Source organism: Pseudoramibacter faecis (assembly GCF_036289405.1).
Taxonomy (GTDB): domain Bacteria; phylum Bacillota; class Clostridia; order Eubacteriales; family Eubacteriaceae; genus Pseudoramibacter; species Pseudoramibacter faecis.
This window is the reverse complement of the sequence record NZ_JAYFFI010000003.1, coordinates 90,886-110,930: the sequence shown is the minus strand read 5'-3', so window position 1 is coordinate 110,930 and position 20,045 is coordinate 90,886. Positions and strand designations below refer to the sequence as shown.

The following is a 20,045-nucleotide window of genomic DNA, read 5'->3' as shown; positions in this document are numbered from 1 at the left end:
TATGGCAAGGGAAGAAAAACACGTACTGGAGCTGGACCACTATGAGTGCGGCGTGGTCATCAACGCGCTCAACGATTTCCGCAACGACATGATCGGTGAGGACCGCCCCACGGACCTCATCGACGAGGTGCTCTTAAAGGCCATCGACGCGCCGGTCAGAAAGGTCAGGAGCCGTGATGAGGCAAGGTAGGCGTGCCGGCCTGGCCCTTTGCCTTTGCGGGGCGCTGCCGGTCATCTGGCTGGGGCTTGTGGTGGCCCCGGCCGCCTCCGGCGGCCTCCCCGCCATCCTTGCCCGGTTTACGGAGGCCATGGACAACCCGGCCCAGATCGAGCTCTGTGAGGACAGCCTGAAAACTGTCCTCATTTTTTTGCTTATTTACGGGCTGGGGATCGGCGTCTACCTCTCCTCCCGGCGCAATTACCGCAGGGGTGAGGAACACGGCTCGGCAAAGTGGGGCGACGCCAGGGCCGTGAACAAAAAATACCAGGCAAAGGAGCCGGAGAAAAACAAGGTGTTGACCCAGCATGTGCAGATCGGGCTTGACGGGAGACGGCACCGGAGGAACCTGAACACCATGGTCGTGGGCGGGAGCGGCGCGGGCAAGACCCGCTTTTACGCCAAACCGAATATCTGCCAGGCGAACACGTCGTTTGTGATCCTTGACCCGAAAGGCGAGCTGGCCCGCGACACCGGCTATTTACTCGAACAGAAAGGGTATGAGGTCCGCATCCTGGACCTGCTGGATATGAGCTGCAGCCACTGCTACAACCCCTTTGTGTACCTGCGGGACGACAACGACGTGCAGCGGCTTGTGACCAACCTGTTCAAATCCACGACCCCGAAGGGCAGCCAGAGCCAGGACCCGTTCTGGGACACGGCGGCTTCCATGCTGCTTTTGGCGCTGGTGTTCTACCTGCACTATGAGGCCCCACCCGACGAGCAGAACTTCCCGGTGGTCATGGAGATGCTCCGGGCCGGGGACGTGCGGGAGGACGATGATTCCTACCAGTCGCCGCTGGACGAGCTGTTTGAGCGGCTGGAGATGCGGACGCCGGACCACATCGCGGTGAAGTATTACAAGGACTACCATTCCGGCAGCGCCAAAACGCTGAAATCCATCCAGATCACCCTCGCGGCAAGGCTGGAGAAGTTCAACCTGGAGAGCCTGGCGGGGCTGACCGCCACCGATGAGCTGGACCTGCCCTCCCTGGGCGAGAAAAAGGTGGCGCTCTTTGCGCTGATCCCGGACAACGACACCAGCTTTAACTTCCTGGTGTCGCTTCTTTATACCCAGCTTTTCCAGCAGCTTTTTACCCTGGCCGACCACAAGTATGGCGGGCGGCTGCCGGTACACGTCCACTTCCTTATGGATGAGTTTGTCAACGTAAGCCTGCCGGACGACTTTGACAAGATCCTCTCCGTCATGCGCTCCCGCGAGGTATCCGTGAGTATCATTCTGCAAAACCTGGCGCAGTTAAAGGCGCTCTTTGAAAAGCAGTGGGAATCCATTGTGGGAAATGCGGACGAGTTTCTCTACCTCGGCGGCAACGAGCAGTCCACACACAAGTATGTGGCGGAGCTTTTGGGGAAGGCAACCATCGATACAAACACCTATGGAAAAAGCACCGGGCGGAGCGGCAGCTATTCCACCAACTACCAGATCACCGGGCGCAAGCTTTTGGACGCCGCAGAGGTGCGGATGCTGGATAACAGCAAAGCCATCCTCTTTATCCGTGGGGAAAGGCCCATCCTGGATGAGAAGTATGACATCTTGAAGCACCCGAACGTGGCACTGACCGCAGACGGGAAAGCGAAACCCTATGTCCACGGCGGCACGGAGAACGCTGTCGCCACCATTTCTTTTGCTCCTGCTGGCACTGAGCTGACTGATCCGGGCAAGGATGCTGAAACCGTGTACGAGCTTCTCTCCGATGAGGGGCTGGAATTGATCTTTTTATCACAGGAGGAAAACACAAATGAAACTGTTTCAGAAGAACCGTAATGAGAATCCCAATAAGAGCCGCCTGTCCCTGACAGAAAAAGGAAAGAAGAGCTGGCGTATCTACTGTGCGGCGATAATTGCAGGGGCGCTGTTTCTTGCTGCGCCCCTTCCCGTCTTTGCCGCAAACGACCCGATCACCGTCGTCAACAACCTGTCTGATTTCATTTTCGGGCTGATCCGGGCCGTCGGGCTGATTCTGCTCGGCTGGGGCATCGTGCAGGTGGGGCTTTCGTTTCAGTCTCACGATCCGTCCCAGCGCTCCAACGGGTTTCTGACCCTGGCCGGCGGCATTGTCATTACCTTTGCCAAGGAGATACTGAATCTTATTACCGGTTGAAAATAAGCAGAGCGGCGGGGTAGCGAAAGATGCTCCGCCCCTTTCTGCGGAAAGGAGGCCAAATGAATGTCTGATAACTGGGTTGTGCAAAACCTGCAAAACGCACTCAACACCTGGAACGAAAAGCTGGCGGAGATCTGGCAGCTTCTCACCCAGTCGCCGGGGAACTTTAAGGGCGGCGCTATCTGGAATGTGATCGTGAGTATCCACGGCGCACTGCAGGCCGTTGGTCTGGCGCTTTTGGTGCTGTTCTTTGTGGTCGGGGTCATGCGCACCTGCGGCAGCTTTGCCGAGACCAAACGCCCGGAGACCGCGTTAAAACTTTTTATTCGTTTCGCTCTGGCAAAGGGCGTTGTGACCTATGGGCTGGAGCTGATGATGGCGCTCTTTAAGATTGTGCAGGGTGTGATCTCTGCCATTATGAACGCGGCGGGTATCGGGGCGGCGGACAGCACGGTGCTGCCGGATGAGATCGTGACCGCTGTGGAGAAGTGCGGCTTTTTTGAATCTATCCCTTTATGGGCGGTGACGCTGATCGGCGGCCTGTTCATCACGGTGCTGTCTTTTATTATGATCATGACCGTCTATGGGCGGTTTTTCAAGCTGTACCTGTACACGGCGATCGCGCCCATTCCGCTGTCCACCTTTGCCGGGGAGCCGACGCAGAACGTGGGCAGGAGCTTCTTAAAAAGCTATATTGCCGTCTGCCTGGAGGGCGCGGTCATTGTGCTGGCCTGCGTCATCTTCTCCCTCTTTGCCTCTTCCCCGCCCAGTATCAATCCGGACGCGGCGGCGGTCACAATGGTCTGGAGCTATGTGGGAGAGCTGGTTTTCAACATGCTGGTCCTGGTGGGCTGCGTGAAGATGGCGGACCGGGTGGTCCGCGAGATGATGGGCCTGTAAAGGAGGTGCCACAGTGGAAGTAAAAATCAACCGGGAGATCCGCAGCTATACGGAATCCATGTTTTTCGGACTGTCCATGCGGCAGTTCATTTTTTCTGTTCTGGCCATTGGCGTCGCCGTGGGCCAGTATTTTCTGCTCCGTCCCCACTTTGGGGTGGAGACGGTCAGCTGGATGTGCATTCTGGGCGCAGTGCCCTTTGCCCTGCTGGGATTCTTAAACTACCACGGCATGACGGCGGAGCAGTTTTTAATCGTTTGGATACGCTCAGAGCTTCTGGAGCCGAAAACGCTCCACTTTGAATCCAATAACATTTACTACGAACTCTTAAAAGACGCCATCAGCGCCAGAGAAAAGGAGGGTGATCAAGCAGTATGATCAAAACACTGATGAACCTGCTCAGGCAGGATAAGGAAAAATACAAGGTGCCACGAAAGATCCGGGATGTGATCCCGATCCGCCGCATCTGGAATGACGGTATCTTTCTCATTGGCAGCAAGTATTCCAAGACCTACCGCTTTAGCGACATCAACTATCTGGTGGCGAGCCGTGAGGATAAGGAAATCATGTTCCTTTCCTATTCGGAGCTCTTAAACAGTCTGGATGCCGGAGCAACCACCAAGATCACCATCAACAACCGGGCGCTGAACAAACGCAGCTTTGAGCAGTCCGTCCTCATGCCCCTGCGGGAAGACGCAAGGGACGTCTACCGCAGGGAGTACAACGGGATGCTGCTGGACAAGGCCACTGGGGCCAACGGCCTGATTCAGGAGAAGTACGTCACCATCTCCGTGAGCAAAAAGGATGTGGAGGAGGCAAGGGCTTACTTTGCCCGTGTGGGTGCAGATCTTGCCTCCCACTTTACGGGTCTCGGCGCAGCCTGCACGGAGCTTAATGCCACGGAGCGCCTGCGCATCCTGCATGACTTCTACCGTACAGGTGAGGAAGTGGATTTCCATTTCGATGCACACGACATGATGAAAAAGGGGCATGACTTTCGGGACTATATCTGCCCGGACGGGATCGAGAAGGGCAAGGACTTTCTGAAGCTGGGCGACCGATACTGTCGGGTGCTGTATCTGAAGGACTACGCCTCCTATATCAAGGATGAGATGGTGACAGAGCTCACAGACTTAAACCGGAATCTGATGCTCTCCATTGACATCGTGCCCATCCCCACGGATGAAGCCGTGCGGGAGGTGGGAAACCGACTTCTGGGCGTGGAGACCAATATCACGAACTGGCAGCGGAGACAAAACGCCAATAACAACTTCTCTGCTGTTGTCCCCTATGACATGGAACTGCAGCGCAAGGAAGCCAAGGAGTTTTTAGACGACCTGACCACCCGCGATCAGCGGATGATGCTGGGGATCCTGACACTGGTGCTGACGGCGGACACGAAAGAACAGCTGGAAACCGATACGGAGACGGTGCTTGCCATTGCCAGAAAACATATGTGCCAGCTGGCGGTACTGAAGTATCAGCAGTACGACGGCCTCAACACGGTGCTGCCTATCGGCACAAGGCGGATCAATGCGTTCCGGACGCTGACAACAGAGAGCCTTGCGGTATTTATGCCCTTTAAGGTTCAGGAGATCCAGGACCGGGGCGGCATCTACTTCGGAGAAAATGCCATCAGCCATAACCTGATCCTCTGCAACCGGGAGAACCTCTTAAACCAGTCGGCTTTTATCCTGGGGGTTCCCGGCTCCGACAAGTCCTTCAGCGCCAAGGAGCAGATCACCTTTCTCATGCTGAACACCGAGGATGATATCCTGATCTGTGATCCGGAGGGGGAGTTTGCCCCGCTGGTGGAGGCCATGGGAGAAGACATGGGTACGGTCGTGCACATGATGGCGGGTGGCAGGGACCGGCTCAATGCCATGTACATGGTGGAGGGCTATGGAGAGGTCAACTCCGTCATTGAAAAGTCTCAGTTCGTCATGTCGCTGGTGGAGCAGATCGACAAAAAGGGGGTGAGCCCCCAGCACTGGAGCATCATCGACCGCTGTACGGCGCAGATCTACCGGGAGGGCAGGGAGACCGGCCTCGTCCCGACGCTCACCACCCTTAGGGAGAAGCTCCTGGTCCAGCCGGAAAAGGAGGCAAAAGAGATCGCCCTGGCGCTGGAGCTCTATACGACCGGGTCGCTCAATATCTTTGGGCACGGCAGCAACGTGGATCTGGATAAGCGCGTAGTGGTGTTCAACATCCACGACCTGGGCGAGCAGCTAAAGCCCGCCGGCCTTCTGGTGATCACGGACACGATGTTGAACCGCGTGACCCTCAACTGGCAGAAGGGCAAACGCACCCATGTCTTTATCGATGAGTACCACATCGTCTTTGACACCGAGCAGGGAGTGACCTTCTTTACCTCCGCCTGGAGGCAGTTTAGGGAACGCGGGGCGCACCCCACCGCCATCACCCAGAATGTGGAGTACGTGCTGGATTCCGTGCAGGCCAGCACCATGCTCTCAAATTCCGAGTTTATTATCATGTTCAACCAGGCGGCCAGGGACCGGGAGAAGCTGGCGAACCTCCTGAACATCTCGAAGGAGCAGATGAGCTATGTCACGGGCGCGGAGGCGGGCTGCGGCCTGATCCGCTACGGGCGCTCCCTGGTTCCTTTCGTGAACCGCTTTCCCAAAACCACAAAGCTCTATGAGCTGATGACAACGCGCCCCGGCGAGGGCGTGTTTGGAGGCGGCAATGAGTAAGAGAAAATGTGTATATCGTTGTGGAGCGGCACACCCTGCCGCTCTGCTTTTTTTCGGGAGGTGATGAGTTATGCCGCAGATCAAGACGCGGGATGTGCTGAAGGGCACGGTGAAAACCATCGATAAGTCCGCCGTAGTCGCCCAGCGCATGAAGGACGCATGTGTGCGTGTGAAAGATAAGGCAGAGCACGGCTATTACAGGGCAGAGAACTCCCCGGAGGAATATGCCACGGACCGGGTTTCTACCCTGTCGGGTTCCGCGCTCCATGAGGCCGGGCACCAGTTTGACAAACGTGGGCGCAAGGCTGTCAAGGAGACAGCGGACAATCTCTCTAAAGCAAAGGAGTATTTCAAGCAGAGAAAAGCCGAGCGGCCACTCCGACAGGCGCGGGAACAGACCAAGCAGGCGACCCGCTCAGGCGGGAAAACGACAGAACAGATCGCAGGCCAGATCATCCAAAGAGAGAACGTCCCCATCCGGACACGTGGTCAAAGCCCGCTTTCCGTGCGCCAGTCGGCACGCTCTGCCGGAAACGCCACAGTAAACACGCTGAAGCGAGGGGCAAAAGAAACCGGGCGCTCTGTCAAGACAGCGGAGATGGCATCCAAAACCGCTGTAAAAACAGGACAGCAGGCGTCCAAAAGTGCCCAGGCAGCCACAAAGACAGCACAGAAAACAGCACAAGTTGCAAGAGCAGCAATACAGAAGGCGGCTAAGGCAGCCAAACGGACGGCACAGGCTGCGGCAAGAGCGGTCCGGGCCATCCTTGCGGGTATGACGCTGCTCTCCGCCATCCTTGCGTGTGGCTGGATTGCCGTGGTGATTATCCTGATCGTTGTGCTTTTGGGCTGTGCAGTGTCAATCTTTGGCGGCGGGAGCCGCAGCAGCACCTATACGCCGGTGAGCGCCGAGGTGGAAGCCTACGACCTCATGATCCGCAAGTATGCCCAGCAGTACGGCATCCCGGAATATGTGGAACTCATCAAAGCCGTGATGATGCAGGAGTCCGGGGGGCCGGGGGCTTGACTCCATGCAGGCGGCGGAGGGCGGCTTTAACACCCGCTATCCTCATGTGCCAAATGGGATCACCGACCCGGAATATTCTGTGGAGTGCGGCGTGCAAGAGTTAAAAGCCGCCCTGGAGGCTGCCGGAGTGGAAAACCCGGTGGATATGGAACACATCAAACTGGCCCTGCAGGGCTACAACTTCGGGAGCGGCTATATCACCTGGGCGATTCGTAACTACGGCGGCTACTCTGTAGCCAACGCCTCGGAATTTTCCGACAAGATGGCAGCAAAGATGGGCTGGAGCAGTTACGGAGACAAGCAGTATGTGGCACACGTCCTGCGCTACTATCCCTATGGCCGGGCGTTCAGCATGGGCTTTGGCAACCAGGCTATTGTGGAACTGGCATTGTCTCAGCTCGGACAGCAGGGTGGGCAGCCTTACTGGTCCTGGTATGGGTTTAGCGGCCGCGTGGAATGGTGTGCCTGCTTTGTAAGTTGGTGTGCGGAGGAGTGCGGCTACATCGAGGCGGGGATCATTCCGAAGGTTTCCCTCTGCTCCGATGGCGTGAACTGGTTCAAAACGCAGGGACAGTGGCAGGACCGAAACCATGAACCGATGGCCGGGGACATCATCTTTTTTGACTGGGGCGCGGATGGCAGCATTGACCATGTGGGCATCGTGGAATACTGTGAGAATGGCGTGGTCCATACCGTAGAGGGCAACTCCGGTGACGCCTGCCGACAGCAGCAGTACACCGTGGGGAGCAGCAGCATCTACGGATATGGGTTGCCTGCTTATTAAAAAGGGTGAAAAGAGCGTGGGAGCTCTTTTCACCGTACATAGCATGTTTGCATGGATAAGGTTATCAGAGACAGAAAAAAGCAGTTTCGCACTTTTTCATATATATATGTTTTTGCCAAACTTGACATGACGGGGTATAATATAGTTAGCAGTCTCTAACCGCATCCTTTGAGAGGTGGTGATATAAATGATTCTATCCTATCCAAATCCCAGGTATGTACCCACATCTGTCAATATACATTCACCAAGCCTTCCACAGAAAGCCAGCAAGGTTGATGAGTCCAACTACCGCATTTCACGCGATATGCTCATTGGAACATATGATAATGTCGAGGTAGTGCCGGGACTTGTTTTGACGATCTCAGATTTTGTCGCTTATGATGATATTGAGATGACAACAACACATGCGGATCTGAACTTGTTTCAGCTTTCTTTCTGTATGGAAGGGCAGATGGAATGGATTTATAAGAAGGATGGGATTATTTATCCATTCTGCATCGGGGCGCAGCAAAGTCAGGTCAGATATGGCGTTATTCAGGAATGCAAAAGCAAAATAGAAAAAAACAGACGGTTCCAGAGCATCAGCATCACGGTGGAAGAAGGTGCCTTTGGCAGCATTATCTCAAGCATCCGGGAACGCGGCGCATTGTTTGATATGAACAAAAGCCTCCCGGCAAGGCTTTATACATACACGCCCAATGTTGCGAAAATCCTGGCAGAAATCATAGGCTGCCACCTGCCTGATGATCTTAAAAAAATATATCTTCATGGAAAAGTGTTTGAGCTTTTGGCTGTGTATTGCGATGAAGTGATTTGCCGCTCTCCACGGAATGATTTTGGCATACGTATAAGCAGTAATGACTACGACGCTCTTTTGAAAGCCAGAGATATTATCAGTAAAAAACATGCGCATCCACTTACGATTTCAGAATTGGCAAAAGCGGCAGCGATGAACGAGCAGCTTCTAAAAGAAGGCTTCAAGCATTGCTTTGGTGTAACTGTCAATGAATATATCGTGCAAAAACGAATGGAAACGGCTCAAATGCTCCTAAAAAAAGGACAGTATACCGTCCATGATGTCGCCTGGATGGTTGGGTATTCCCATACGGGCTATTTTATCAATCTTTTTCGTAAGCACTACGGAATATCTCCAGGAGAAATGCTAAAAACAAATAAATAGCCGTCTAGCCCCATTACCTCACGCTCCCAATGGATGCGTGAGGTTTTTCTTTTGGTGACATGGAAACTTCGGAATGTGACACGCAGAGAGGCAATTTATTGGTATTCTTATATCAGTTAGCTTAGTCTAATCAAAATTGATAAGGAGGTACTCTAAATGAGTAACACAAAAGAAAACCGGATGAAGATGAAAGACATTGCAATGATCGGTATCTTTGGCGCATTGCTTTTTGTCATCACCATGCTGGCAGGTTCTCTGATGGCCTTGAGTATGACCGTGCAGATGTATTCCGTTGCAATTATCTCCCTTTTTTCCGCACCTTTGTATATGCTTGTGATGGCAAAAGTGCGCAAGAAAGGTGCCGTAATCGGCATTTGCGCTCTTGTAGGAATCCTATGGGTACTTTTTGGCGGCTTCTTTGTTTTGATTTGGATGATCGTTCTTGGGATCGTCGGAGAAATCCTTGTGAACAGGACAAGGTATCAGAGTTATAAGGCTCTCACTGTTTCTTTCGGATTGTACACAGTTGCTTACTATCTCGGCGCGATTGCTCCGATTTACTATTATCCCGCCTATGTTTACAGACTGGGCTATCCTGCGGAGACCTCTGACGCGCTGATCGCCGCCGCTCATACGCCTACCGGATACATAGCCATTCCCGTAACGATTATAGCCATTATCCTCGGTGCCGTCATTGCGAAAGCACTCCTGAAAAAGCATTTTGAAAAAGCCGGTGTCGTATGATGTATCGCATTGACCCACGGATTCTTATTGTCCAAATCATAGTTTCCGGGGTGTGCATCTTCTGGATTTTCTCGCCAGTGGGGATGGCCGTTGAAATAGCATTTTTAATGGGTTTTCTGCTTTATCTTCGTCTGCCAAAAGAGGCGGTCAGGCTCGGACTCTGGTTTTGCTTTATTGCCGGGCTGTATGCGTTGGTATCTCATTTAGGCATGCCACAAGCGATTGAAAGACCGATTTTCCTGCTGCGAAAGATGTCTCCATTGATCGGGGTCATTCTGTTGTCGTTAAAAAGCATGAGCGTAAGCGAGCTGATGGTGGGCCTGCAAAAACTGCATTGCCCAAAATCAACTTCGCTTGCGCTGGCAATCGCCCTGCGCTTCATACCCACGATCCGGCAGGAACTGTCTCAGATTAAAGACGCCATGAGAACGCGGGGCGTTCCTTTGACCGTCTCAACCTTTTTGAAAGCCCCGGCTTTAACGACCGAGTACATGCTTGTCCCTTTTATGATGCGCTGCGTCAAGGTTGCGGACGAGCTGGCTGCAGCCGCCGTTACAAGGGCAATAGAAAATCCAGCGCCCAGGGGGATGCGTATCCCTATGAAAATAAGATTCAGAGATATATTCTATCTGCTGCTTGTTGTCGGCAGTAATCTGGCGGCATTATCCTGTGGACGTTTCGGGCTGTTGGGAGGTTTGGCATGAATATCATAACAATCAAAGACCTCTGCTTCCAGTACGAAGCGGCTGCACAGGGAGACGCGTTGAAGAATGTCAATCTGCAAGTCAAACAAGGCGAGTGTCTTGTTCTGACAGGGGAAAGCGGGTGCGGAAAGACAACCTTGCTCCGCTGCCTGAATGGATTGATCCCCGAATTTTATGAAGGAAAGCTGTCAGGCGAGCTGTTTTTCAGGGAAACTTCTTATGAAGGACTTGAACAATATGAGGTCAGCGCACACATAAGCACAGTCTTTCAGGACCCCCGTTCACAGTTTTTTACTGTCAACTCCACGGATGAAATTGCGTTTGGCTGTGAGAATCTGTCCTTGTCTACGGAGAGAATCAACGAAAACGTTGAAAACGCCTTCTCGCATTTGAATATCGGAAGACTGAAAGACAGAAGCCTTTTTATGCTGTCCAGCGGAGAAAAACAGAAGCTCGCCATAGCCTCGGTGTATGCCATGTCAACGGACGTGATCCTGCTGGATGAGCCCACGGCCAATCTTGATGAAAGCTCCATTCAGGATATAAGAAAAATGCTGTCCGCGCTAAAAGCCGAAGGGAAAACGCTGATCGTATCAGAGCATCGACTATCATGGCTTGACGGAATCGCAGACCGCTATGTGTATATGGCGAAAGGAGAGATCCAGCAGATATGGAGCGCAGAAAACGCCAAACAACTGTCCGAGGATGACCTGAGGCAATATGGCCTGCGGAGCTTATGCGAGTATGATATCCATTTCCGGTCTGATTCGTCTGACAGCGGGGAAAATGAACTGTCTTGCGAAGGGCTGACCGTTTCTTATGGCAGGCAGAGAATTATCCGTGATATGACGTTCCGGTTTTCCTGGGGAAAGCAAGGAAAAATCGTTGGGATCGTCGGAAAGAACGGCTCGGGGAAAACAACGCTTGCAAAGACCCTATGCGGGCTTCTTACGCCAAGTGACGGCATTATTACCTTAAACGGAAAGAAAGTTGGAGCAAAGGAACTGTGTAAAAGCGCATATATGGTCATACAGGATGCAGACTATCAGCTTTTTACGGAGAGCGTTTTACACGAGATACAGCTTGCAGACCGCAAGCGGCAGTCAAAACGCCGTAAAGCCGATCCTCAGAAAATTACAGAACTCCTAAACCGCTTCGGCCTTGAGGGATATAAGGATCGCCACCCGCTTTCTCTCTCCGGCGGGCAAAAGCAGCGCGTCACAATTGCTGCGGCATTGGCCGCTGGAGCAGATATCCTGGTACTGGACGAGCCCACCAGCGGCCTGGATGGACGCAATATGCAGAATTTGAAAGAAGCCCTGCGCAAGATAAAGGCTCAGGGAAAACTAATTCTTATCGTAACGCACGATGCAGAGTTTTTGAATGACTTAACCGATCAAACAATCGTGCTATCATAGCAGGAGGAGGTCAATGTGGACAAAAGAGAAAAAAGAGAATCCCCGTTGAAAGGGATTCTGAGCTTTGCAAAACAGCGGAAAGCGTTGATTCGCATTTCCGTTGTGCTGTCCGTATTATCGTCAGCCTTTGGCTTGCTACCCTATATTTCCGTAGCAGTTTTGCTGGGAAAAGCATTAGACCATCAGCTGACATTCGCATGGGCTGTCGGGCTTTCGCTGTCCGCTCTACTGGGGTACTTTCTCAAATTTTATCTGTTCTCAAAATCCACCCTGTGCTCCCATAAGGCGGCGTATGAGATCATTCGCAACATACGCTGTACGATTATGAAAAAGATGTCGAAGATGTCCATGGGCGCGGTGCAGGAAAAGGCGTCCGGGGAGTTTAAGCAGCTTGTGATCGACGATACGGATCGCTTGGAAGGACAGATTGCCCATGCGATCCCTGAAATGACGGCGAGCATTTTAATCCCCTTGCTGGTCTTTGCTTATCTGCTTTTTGTGGACTGGCGCATGGCGCTTGCCTCTCTTGGCTCAGCGATTCTCGGCAACATCATCCTTTACAGCATGATGTTCGGGCGCGGAGAAATGATGAAGGAATACATGAGTGCAAACGGAAACATGAATGCGACAATTGTTGAATATGTGAACGGCATGGAGGTCATTCGCATGTTTAACCAAACGGCATCCTCCATGGGCCGCTTCAAAGCCGCCGTTTTGAAAGTGCGGGATGTTACCACGGCTTGGTACAGGCATTGTTATCCATATATGAGTGTTGGCCAGGCCGTTATGACTTCCAGCATTTCCTTTGTTCTTCCTGTTGGTGTCGCAATCCTGTCACGCGGAGCTGTGACGCTGAACGAAGTCATCTTATGCCTGCTTTTGTCTATGGGGCTTGCAGGCTCCTTGCAGGCCATGATTGAGTTTTGGCAAGACATATCGGCAATTTATGAAATCCAGCCGCGTGTTCAGGCGCTTTTGGACGCGGAGGAGCTTCCTGTCCCAACGGAGCCCAAACATCCAAGTGGAGCCGAGATTGAGTTAAAGGACATTCATTTCAGTTATGGGGATACCGAGGTCATTCATGGTGTATCCTTTACGGCAAAGGAGGGAACGGTTACGGCGCTTGTCGGTCCTTCTGGCTCAGGAAAGTCAACTTTAGCGAAGCTCATTGCCCGTTTTTGGGATATAAATGCGGGGACGATACAGATCGGCGGCGTAGACGTCAGGCATATTTCCTTGTCAGAGCTTTCCGATCAAATCAGCTACGTTTCACAGGATAATTTTCTCTTCAACATGAGCTTACGGGACAACATACGCATTGGAAAGCCGGACGCTTCTGACGAAGAAGTGGAACAAGCTGCCGAGCAGGCAGGCTGCGGAGAATTTATTAGGCGGCTTCCGCAGTGGTATGATACGAGCGCCGGGGATGCCGGATCAAGGTTGTCAGGGGGCGAGCGACAGAGGCTCGCGATTGCGAGAGCGATCTTAAAAGACGCTCCCATCGTCATTCTTGACGAAGCAACCGCTTTTACAGACCCCGAAAACGAGGATAAGATACAGCGATCTATTGATCGGCTTACAAAGGGAAAAACCCTGATTGTCATTGCACATCGTTTATCCACCATCATGTATGCCGATCAGATCATTGTTTTGGAGGATGGGGAAGTCTCTGCAAAAGGAACCCATGAGCAGCTTCTTTCATCCTCACAGACCTATTTGGATATGTGGAAAGCTCATATTTCCGCCATGGATTGGAGTATTAGTCAGGAGGTAACACAGATATGCTGAGTGCAATCAGGAGAGTTCTTCGGCTCTCCGGTGATCTGTCCAAAAAAATATACGTCGGTTTTATTTGCAGTTTCCTTGATTCTGTCGCAACCATGTTTCCCATGGGGGCGGTGTTCTATGTTCTTTCAACGCTGCAGGCAGGTGCTTTGTCCGGGCAGGATTGGAGAACGATTCTTTGGATTTTAGGGGGCTCCCTGCTCGCACGAATGGTTTTCAAATATGGAATACATAGCTTGCAGAGTGCAGCAGGCTTTGAGTTCGTGGCGCGGGAACGGCTTTCCCTGGGCGACAAGCTGAGAGATGTTGCAATGGGATTCTTCCATGATCGAAACATGGGAGACATCACGGCAACCGTCACAACGGATCTGAATTTCCTTGAGAATTATTCCATGCACGTCCTTGACCGCATCACAACCGGCATGGTGAGTATGGTGATTATCAGCGCCTTTATTCTGTGGTTTGACTGGCGGATTGGATTGATTTTTATCCTTGGCGTCCTCTGCTCCTTTTTGGTGTATGGCCGAATGCAGGTAAAAGGCAAGGAATTAACCGCAAACCAACGCCGCGTTCAGGCAGAGGCTGTAGAAGCCACGCTTGAATATGTGCAAGGAATTTCTGTTATCAAGTCATTCAACATGGAAGAAAAGAATCTGAGCGGCATAGAAACAACGTATGACAAGACCGCTGACGCTTCCTATGCTTTGGAACGGGCATTTGCACCGATGAACGTCGCCTATTCTATGGTGTTTCGCGTAACGGCCTGCGCTATTATGCTCACTGCTCAATTCCTCACCCTGCGTGGAGAAATCGATTTTCCGACTTTGGCTGTTATTTTGATTGCCTCCTTTTCCATCTTTACACCGGTTGAAGTCATGGGCCAGCTAACGCCCATGATACGCTCCATGGAGGCGTCGCTTGATCGCGTGGAACAGATCAAGGAGGAAAAGGACATAGATGACGGCGGCAGGGATATTGATCTGGCAGCCTTTGATATTGCCTTTCAGGGTGTCAGCTTTTCCTACGCTCAGGGGATAAAGGCATTAGATCACGTTAGCTTCTCTATTCCTGAAGGAAGTATGACAGCCATCGTCGGGCCGTCAGGCAGCGGGAAAACGACAATCACGAGGCTGATCGCCCGGTTTTGGGACGTTCAGGAAGGCCGCATTCTGATAGGTGGTCACGATGTGCGGGACTTTACTTCGGACAGTCTTTTGAAAAACATGAGCATGGTGTTTCAGAATGTCTACCTTTTCAGGGATACGATCGAAAACAACATCAAGTTCGGATGCCCGGACGCCACCCACGAACAGGTCCTTGAAGCGGCAAAAAAGGCTCGCTGTCATGACTTTATCAGCGCATTGCCGAATGGGTATCAAACAATGGTTGGTGAGGGCGGCAGTACGCTGTCAGGTGGAGAGAAACAGCGAATTTCCATAGCAAGAGCGATCTTAAAGGATGCACCCATTGTGCTTTTGGATGAAGCTACGGCAAGTGTCGATCCCGAAAATGAAATTCACCTCCAGCAAGCTATCAGCGATCTGGTTAAGAATAAGACCTTAATCGTGATCGCGCACCGCTTATCAACGATCCGGGAGGCAGATCAAATACTTGTGATTGATAACGGGAAACTTGTTCAATCTGGAAAACATCAGGAGTTGATCGAAACGCAGGGGATCTATCAAAAGTTTTGGGAAATACGGAAAAACGCAAAGAACTGGCGTGTTGCTGGGTAACGCGAGGTGGGACATGAAACTTTATGCTTCCGGCGAAGATTATTTGAAAGTCATTTACATTTTGGCAAAAGAAAACGGTACGCTCTTCGGAAGTTGCTGACTGTATGGGAGTTTCAAGACCCAGTGTCAGCCATGCGGTCAAGCAATTGCGTGAGAGAAGCTATCTTATAATGAATGACGATTCCGCCATCAACCTGACAGATTCGGGTCAGGAAATTGCAAAAAGCTCTATGAGCGCCACCAGTATTTTGCGGAGCAGCTTACCGGAGCAGGGGTTGACGCCAGTACCGCCGAGGCCGAAGCCTGTAAAATGGAACACACAATCAGTGATGATTCCTTTCAGAAGCTCAAGGGACAGGAACAAAAAACGTGTCCGTTTGCAGATACCTGTGATCTCAAACCGGGCAAGGAAAGCGACCCCTGATTAGAAATGGCCGGGCAAAAGAAATGGGTGATCTGTTCCGTTTGCGGAGGCAAAACCCGAATAAAAATCCGCAAGGATACGGTATTGATAAACTTCCCACTTTTCTGTCCTAAGTGCCGGAAAGAAACACTGATAGACCTGAAACAAGGTAATATCACAATCATCAAGGAGCCAGACGCTAAGACGCAGAGCCGATGATCGACAGTCAACGACTGCCATCATCGGCTCATTTCATTATACGGAGATTATTTGCTTATGAAAAAGGCTGTTAGAGCCAGAACGGAAAAAGCAGCCTCACGGCTGCTTTTCAGGGACGGTATTGATAAGGGCCGTCGCGGTGGCCTTGATTACTTCCAGGGCCCTCCCGTTTCCATTACAAAGCATGCGGAGAAGATGATCGACCTCAGTATCGACAGTACGCTTTTCCGGGTAGAAGAAAATATCGGCAGATACATTCAATGCCCGGATGATCCGATAGAGAACGTCATAGCTGGGTTTGTTCCCCTCATTCTCAATTCGGTATAGATAGCGTTCTGAAATACTCGCTTTTTCCGCCAGTTCTTCAATGGTGATTCCGGCCCTCTCTCGTGCTGCTTTCACGGTGTGGCCCAGTGATTCAGGAATATTATGCACTCTCAGTTCACCTCCATCTATAATTCTAACTTTTTCTGCCTTTTTGATAATGGCTCGAAAGTTCAATTATAGATGGCATAGTGGTTCAATAAGCGAAAGCACACACAAGACCGTCCCGCCAAAGTGTCAATGGGAGGTCTTGTTATGCGTTGGTCCTATTTCAACCATGTCCTGATCGTTAAAAGCGGTTGTTTTTCTTCAGCCTGACTAACAGGGCGGCCCGGCCAAAAAAAGCATTTGTGCCGCCTGGCGTTCCTATGCGCCGCTCTCTGAACTGTCAGTTCAGGATAAACATGAAATAGAATACAGCTATGCGCCTGTATCGCAGCAACTTCTGCTGTGTTGCAGGCGCTTTTCTATATCCCGTTCAGAGCGGCAACGTCATTGCCGCAGTCCCCCCGACTCAAACGAACCCTAAAGGTTTTCGTGCGATTCGGAGGTGCAAAATGAATGATAACAAAAGAAAACTTTGGATCAACGGCCAGCTCATTGAAGTTACGGAGGAGGTCTATCAGGTCTATATGCAGGGTGACCGAAAAATGCGTTACTTCGAAACAGATCTGAAGACAGAGCGAATCATATTGGCAAAGGATGGTACTGTACAGCGAGTCATTCCCAGCAGAGAAGATTCTCTGGACCGCCTGATTGACGACAACGCCAGGCAGTTTTCTGACACCGGCGAAAGCGTGGAGGATGCCGTACTCCGCAAGCTGGCAGAAGATGAGCTGCACCGGGCGTTGGAGAAATTAACCGATGAGGAATACTCGCTCATCCATGCGCTTTTCTTTGAGGGCAAGTCAATCCGCGCCTATGCGCAGGAATTAGGCGGATATCCCAATGCAGTACATAAGCGCATGAAGTGCATCCTGAAAAAGTTGAAAGCTTTTTTGAAATAAAGGGTGTACAGCACTTAACGACAAATAGAGTGAGAGGTCTTTTTATACGGACTGCTCCCTACGGAACCTTGACAACAGAATACCCATTCATCAGGCACATTCCCATTGTTATTGCCAGGAAAGCATAAGCCACGTTAGCGGCTGCGCCATGATGCGCGGAGGAAAGCAGCGAAAGCGCATACATTCTTGTTTTCGGCTTGTCATCCTCCGCACGGAGCGGTAAACAGCCGGCTATAAACGCCAGGTGGTCCCCGGCGTGGCCACGACAGGCAATGGGGTCAAAGATACTCCTGTTCAGTCACAGCTTGAGCGTACAGCGCCGGTTCCGGCGTGAGGCGTCGCACGCAATGAGAGCAGCCGACAGAGATCCTGCCGGGGGTGAGATTCCCGTGGAGCTGATACACCGTCAGCCGTCTGGTGACTTCCCGCGATGAGCCGGGGTGTCGAGGACAAATAGGCTCTACAAGAAGAAACAGCCGGACAACCAGCATGTTTCAGGCGAGCATAATAGCGCCCGTCTGTTTTGCCATGCCTTTTGTCCGGCTTTTACATAGGCAGCAGTATGTCGCTGCCTCACTATTTTACAGGAGGTGCGCAGATGAATCAGATATATAAACGCGGGGACATTTACTTTGCCGATCTCGGTGCGGGGATCGGCTCGGAGCAAATGGGGTATCGCCCGGTGGTTATCATTCAGAACGATACAGGCAACAAGCACAGCCCAACCGTGGTTGTTGCTGCGGTCACAAGCAAGGTGGATGCAAAGGCAAAACAGCCGACCCACTGTTTTATCGGAGCCGGGTATGGCCTGGAACTGCCCTCAGTGATCCTGCTGGAACAGCTTCGGACGCTGGATAAGCAGCGTCTGGAGAAATACGTCGGCAGGCTGTCAGATGAGCATTTGCACGACATGAATCATGCTTTGGCGATCAGCGTCGGGCTTATTCCAATACGGGAAAATCTTGTCCTTTGCCTCTGCAAGCCTTGTGCAGACAATTTCCGGCTGAATGGGAAATACGACCTTGTTCGCGTGACGGAGAACCAGGAACGAGACACCTGTACTTATTGCAACCACCGGATGGGGTATGAGTATGAGCTTGTGCCAAGAAAATGAGAGGAGGTTCACAATGAATTATACGGAGGTCCCGATTTGGGAAAAGTATACGCTGACCATTGAAGAAGCGGCAAAGTATTTCCGTATCGGGGAAAAGAAGCTGCGCAAGCTGGCTGAAGATAATCCCGACGCAGGATGGTTGATTATGAACGGCAACCGTATCCAGATCAAGCGCAAGCAGTTTGAAAAAATCATTGATGCACTGGACGTTGTTTAATCGCAGAATTGCGGCGGGCCAAAAAAACGGTATAATGAGCATATAGCGTATCAGGATCGTTCCGGGACGGAAAGGAGCTGTGATCATGTCAGTTAAGAGACGCGATAATAAAGGAAGAATATTAAGGACCGGAGAAAGCCAGAGAAAAGACGGGAGATACGTTTACAAGTATACCGATGTGTATGGCAAGCCTCAATTTGTTTATGCGTGGAAACTGGTCGCAACGGATAAGACACCAACCGGGAAAAGAGACGGTATCTCACTCCGGGAAAAGGTCAAGGAAATCCGCAAAGACCTGGATGACGGTATTGATACAGTCGGAAAGAAAATGACTGTCTGCCAGCTCTACGCCAAGCAGAATAATCAGCGTAAAAACGTAAAGCCCAACACGGTTAAAGGGCGAGCGTATCTGATGAGCCTGTTACAAGACGATCCACTGGGCGCAAGGAGCATCGACAGTGTGAAACCGTCGGATGCAAAAGAATGGGCGATCCGCATGAGCGAAAAAGGGTTTTCTTTTCAGAGTATCAACAATTTCAAACGATCCTTGAAAGCGTCCTTTCAAATGGCGATCGAAGATGACTGCGTTAGGAAAAATCCATTCAACTTCGCGCTCAACACCGTCATCGAGGACGACAGCAAGCCCAAACAGGCACTCACGCTGGAACAGGCCGACAGTCTGATTGACTTTATAGCGAATGACCCTGTGTATCAAAGAAATGTGGACGAGATCATCGTCCTGATGGAAGCCGGGCTGCGCGTTTCCGAACTTTGTGGGCTGACAACGGCGCTGGACTTCACCAATCGCCTGATCCTGGTTGACCATCAGCTACTCCGCGACACGGACTTAGGCTACTACATCACAGAGCCAAAAACAAAGTGCGGCAGCCGGCAGGTGCCCATGACGGAAAGAGCGTATGACGCGCTACAACGAATCGTCAAGAGCCATGACCAGAATGAGACATTCACCGTTGGCGGGTACAGCAATTTCCTGTTCCTCAAACGGGATGGAACGCCGCAGGTAGCCTGCAATGTAGAAACACTGGTAAAGAACATCGTGAAGAAGTACAACAAGTCACACAAGGACGATCCTCTGTTCAATGTCACTCCTCACACGTTCCACCATACATTCTGCACGCGAATGGCCAATGCGGGGATGAATCCTAAAGCACTGCAATACATCATGGGCCATTCAAATATCACGATGACATTGAATTATTATGCCCATGCTGATTTTGACTCAGCCAAGGCTGAAATGGAGCGTCTGGAGCAGAAACCCGTGCAGATTGCGGAGCAGAAAGAGGCTCTTGCGGCGTAATAGTAAATGGCTCTTTTACTACTTGCGTACCACTTCTGAACGGAAAACCACGCGAGGATTTTCGGATACTTGCCTACCATCTCCCCAAAAGTAAATGGCGGGAACGC

18 protein-coding genes and 2 pseudogenes are annotated in these 20,045 nt (G+C 51.6%); 19 read left to right on the top strand and 1 reads right to left on the bottom strand.

Annotated elements, in window-relative coordinates; all coding sequences use genetic code 11:
• Position 1 precedes the first annotated feature (1 nt).
• The 15 genes and pseudogenes from V3C63_RS04200 to V3C63_RS04130 all read left to right on the top strand — a co-directional run bounded on the left by V3C63_RS04200 (position 2) and on the right by V3C63_RS04130 (position 15,958).
• Positions 2 to 190, top strand: a complete 189-nt coding sequence (locus V3C63_RS04200; protein ID WP_329886649.1) for a hypothetical protein — start codon at positions 2 to 4, stop codon at positions 188 to 190.
• Entirely contained in the window at positions 177 to 2,003 is a 1,827-nt protein-coding gene (locus V3C63_RS04195) for a VirD4-like conjugal transfer protein, CD1115 family (protein ID WP_329886564.1), read from the top strand. The genes V3C63_RS04200 and V3C63_RS04195 overlap by 14 nt, the downstream gene beginning before the upstream one ends.
• Entirely contained in the window at positions 1,978 to 2,340 is a 363-nt protein-coding gene (locus V3C63_RS04190; RefSeq protein ID WP_329886563.1) for a glutamyl-tRNA amidotransferase, read from the top strand. Before V3C63_RS04195 ends, V3C63_RS04190 begins: the two co-directional genes overlap by 26 nt.
• 66 nt (positions 2,341 to 2,406) lie before the next feature.
• Positions 2,407 to 3,243 (top strand): VirB6/TrbL-like conjugal transfer protein, CD1112 family, encoded by an 837-nt coding sequence (locus V3C63_RS04185; protein WP_329886562.1) that lies wholly within the window; start codon positions 2,407 to 2,409, stop codon positions 3,241 to 3,243.
• A 13-nt stretch (positions 3,244 to 3,256) separates the two neighbouring features.
• Complete coding sequence (locus V3C63_RS04180) at positions 3,257 to 3,619, top strand: PrgI family protein (RefSeq protein WP_329886561.1); 363 nt, start codon at positions 3,257 to 3,259, stop codon at positions 3,617 to 3,619.
• The gene (locus V3C63_RS04175) at positions 3,616 to 5,958 is read left to right on the top strand and encodes a VirB4-like conjugal transfer ATPase, CD1110 family (protein ID WP_329886560.1); all 2,343 of its coding nucleotides are present in this window, start codon (positions 3,616 to 3,618) and stop codon (positions 5,956 to 5,958) included. Before V3C63_RS04180 ends, V3C63_RS04175 begins: the two co-directional genes overlap by 4 nt.
• Positions 5,959 to 6,028: 70 nt before the next feature.
• Positions 6,029 to 7,769, top strand: a pseudogene (locus V3C63_RS04170) (lysozyme family protein).
• 187 nt (positions 7,770 to 7,956) lie between these two features.
• A complete protein-coding gene (locus V3C63_RS04165; RefSeq protein ID WP_329886559.1) occupies positions 7,957 to 8,949 on the top strand; it encodes a helix-turn-helix transcriptional regulator in 993 nt (330 codons plus the stop codon).
• A 156-nt stretch (positions 8,950 to 9,105) separates the two neighbouring features.
• Entirely contained in the window at positions 9,106 to 9,693 is a 588-nt protein-coding gene (locus tag V3C63_RS04160) for an MptD family putative ECF transporter S component (protein WP_329886558.1), read from the top strand.
• Entirely contained in the window at positions 9,690 to 10,397 is a 708-nt protein-coding gene (locus V3C63_RS04155) for an energy-coupling factor transporter transmembrane component T family protein (RefSeq protein WP_329886557.1), read from the top strand. Before V3C63_RS04160 ends, V3C63_RS04155 begins: the two co-directional genes overlap by 4 nt.
• Entirely contained in the window at positions 10,394 to 11,815 is a 1,422-nt protein-coding gene (locus V3C63_RS04150; protein ID WP_329886556.1) for an ABC transporter ATP-binding protein, read from the top strand. The genes V3C63_RS04155 and V3C63_RS04150 overlap by 4 nt, the downstream gene beginning before the upstream one ends.
• A 15-nt stretch (positions 11,816 to 11,830) precedes the next feature.
• Positions 11,831 to 13,603, top strand: a complete 1,773-nt coding sequence (locus V3C63_RS04145; RefSeq protein ID WP_329886555.1) for an ABC transporter ATP-binding protein — start codon at positions 11,831 to 11,833, stop codon at positions 13,601 to 13,603.
• Complete coding sequence (locus V3C63_RS04140; RefSeq protein WP_329886554.1) at positions 13,597 to 15,336, top strand: ABC transporter ATP-binding protein; 1,740 nt, start codon at positions 13,597 to 13,599, stop codon at positions 15,334 to 15,336. Before V3C63_RS04145 ends, V3C63_RS04140 begins: the two co-directional genes overlap by 7 nt.
• Before the next feature lie 232 nt (positions 15,337 to 15,568).
• Positions 15,569 to 15,760 (top strand): annotated as a pseudogene (locus tag V3C63_RS04135) (iron dependent repressor, metal binding and dimerization domain protein); the annotation flags it as partial.
• A 6-nt stretch (positions 15,761 to 15,766) separates the two neighbouring features.
• Entirely contained in the window at positions 15,767 to 15,958 is a 192-nt protein-coding gene (locus V3C63_RS04130; protein WP_329886553.1) for a cysteine-rich KTR domain-containing protein, read from the top strand.
• Positions 15,959 to 16,054: 96 nt separating this feature from the next.
• On the opposite strand, the gene V3C63_RS04125 is transcribed toward V3C63_RS04130, so the two are convergent.
• The gene (locus V3C63_RS04125) at positions 16,055 to 16,393 is read right to left on the bottom strand and encodes a helix-turn-helix domain-containing protein (RefSeq protein WP_329886552.1); all 339 of its coding nucleotides are present in this window, start codon (positions 16,391 to 16,393) and stop codon (positions 16,055 to 16,057) included.
• Between the two features lie 446 nt (positions 16,394 to 16,839).
• Here V3C63_RS04125 and V3C63_RS04120 point away from each other — a divergent pair, with 446 nt between their 5' ends.
• The 4 genes from V3C63_RS04120 to V3C63_RS04105 all read left to right on the top strand — a co-directional run bounded on the left by V3C63_RS04120 (position 16,840) and on the right by V3C63_RS04105 (position 19,938).
• The gene (locus V3C63_RS04120; RefSeq protein WP_329886551.1) at positions 16,840 to 17,289 is read left to right on the top strand and encodes an RNA polymerase sigma factor; all 450 of its coding nucleotides are present in this window, start codon (positions 16,840 to 16,842) and stop codon (positions 17,287 to 17,289) included.
• A gap of 598 nt (positions 17,290 to 17,887) precedes the next feature.
• Positions 17,888 to 18,403 (top strand): type II toxin-antitoxin system PemK/MazF family toxin, encoded by a 516-nt coding sequence (locus V3C63_RS04115; protein ID WP_329886550.1) that lies wholly within the window; start codon positions 17,888 to 17,890, stop codon positions 18,401 to 18,403.
• A gap of 13 nt (positions 18,404 to 18,416) precedes the next feature.
• Positions 18,417 to 18,620 (top strand): excisionase, encoded by a 204-nt coding sequence (locus V3C63_RS04110; protein ID WP_329886549.1) that lies wholly within the window; start codon positions 18,417 to 18,419, stop codon positions 18,618 to 18,620.
• An 85-nt stretch (positions 18,621 to 18,705) separates the two neighbouring features.
• Positions 18,706 to 19,938 carry an integrase DNA-binding domain-containing protein gene (locus V3C63_RS04105; RefSeq protein WP_425355336.1) on the top strand — a complete coding sequence of 411 codons (1,233 nt, stop codon included), beginning with the start codon at positions 18,706 to 18,708 and terminating at the stop codon, positions 19,936 to 19,938.
• The last annotated feature ends 107 nt before the right edge of the window (positions 19,939 to 20,045 follow it).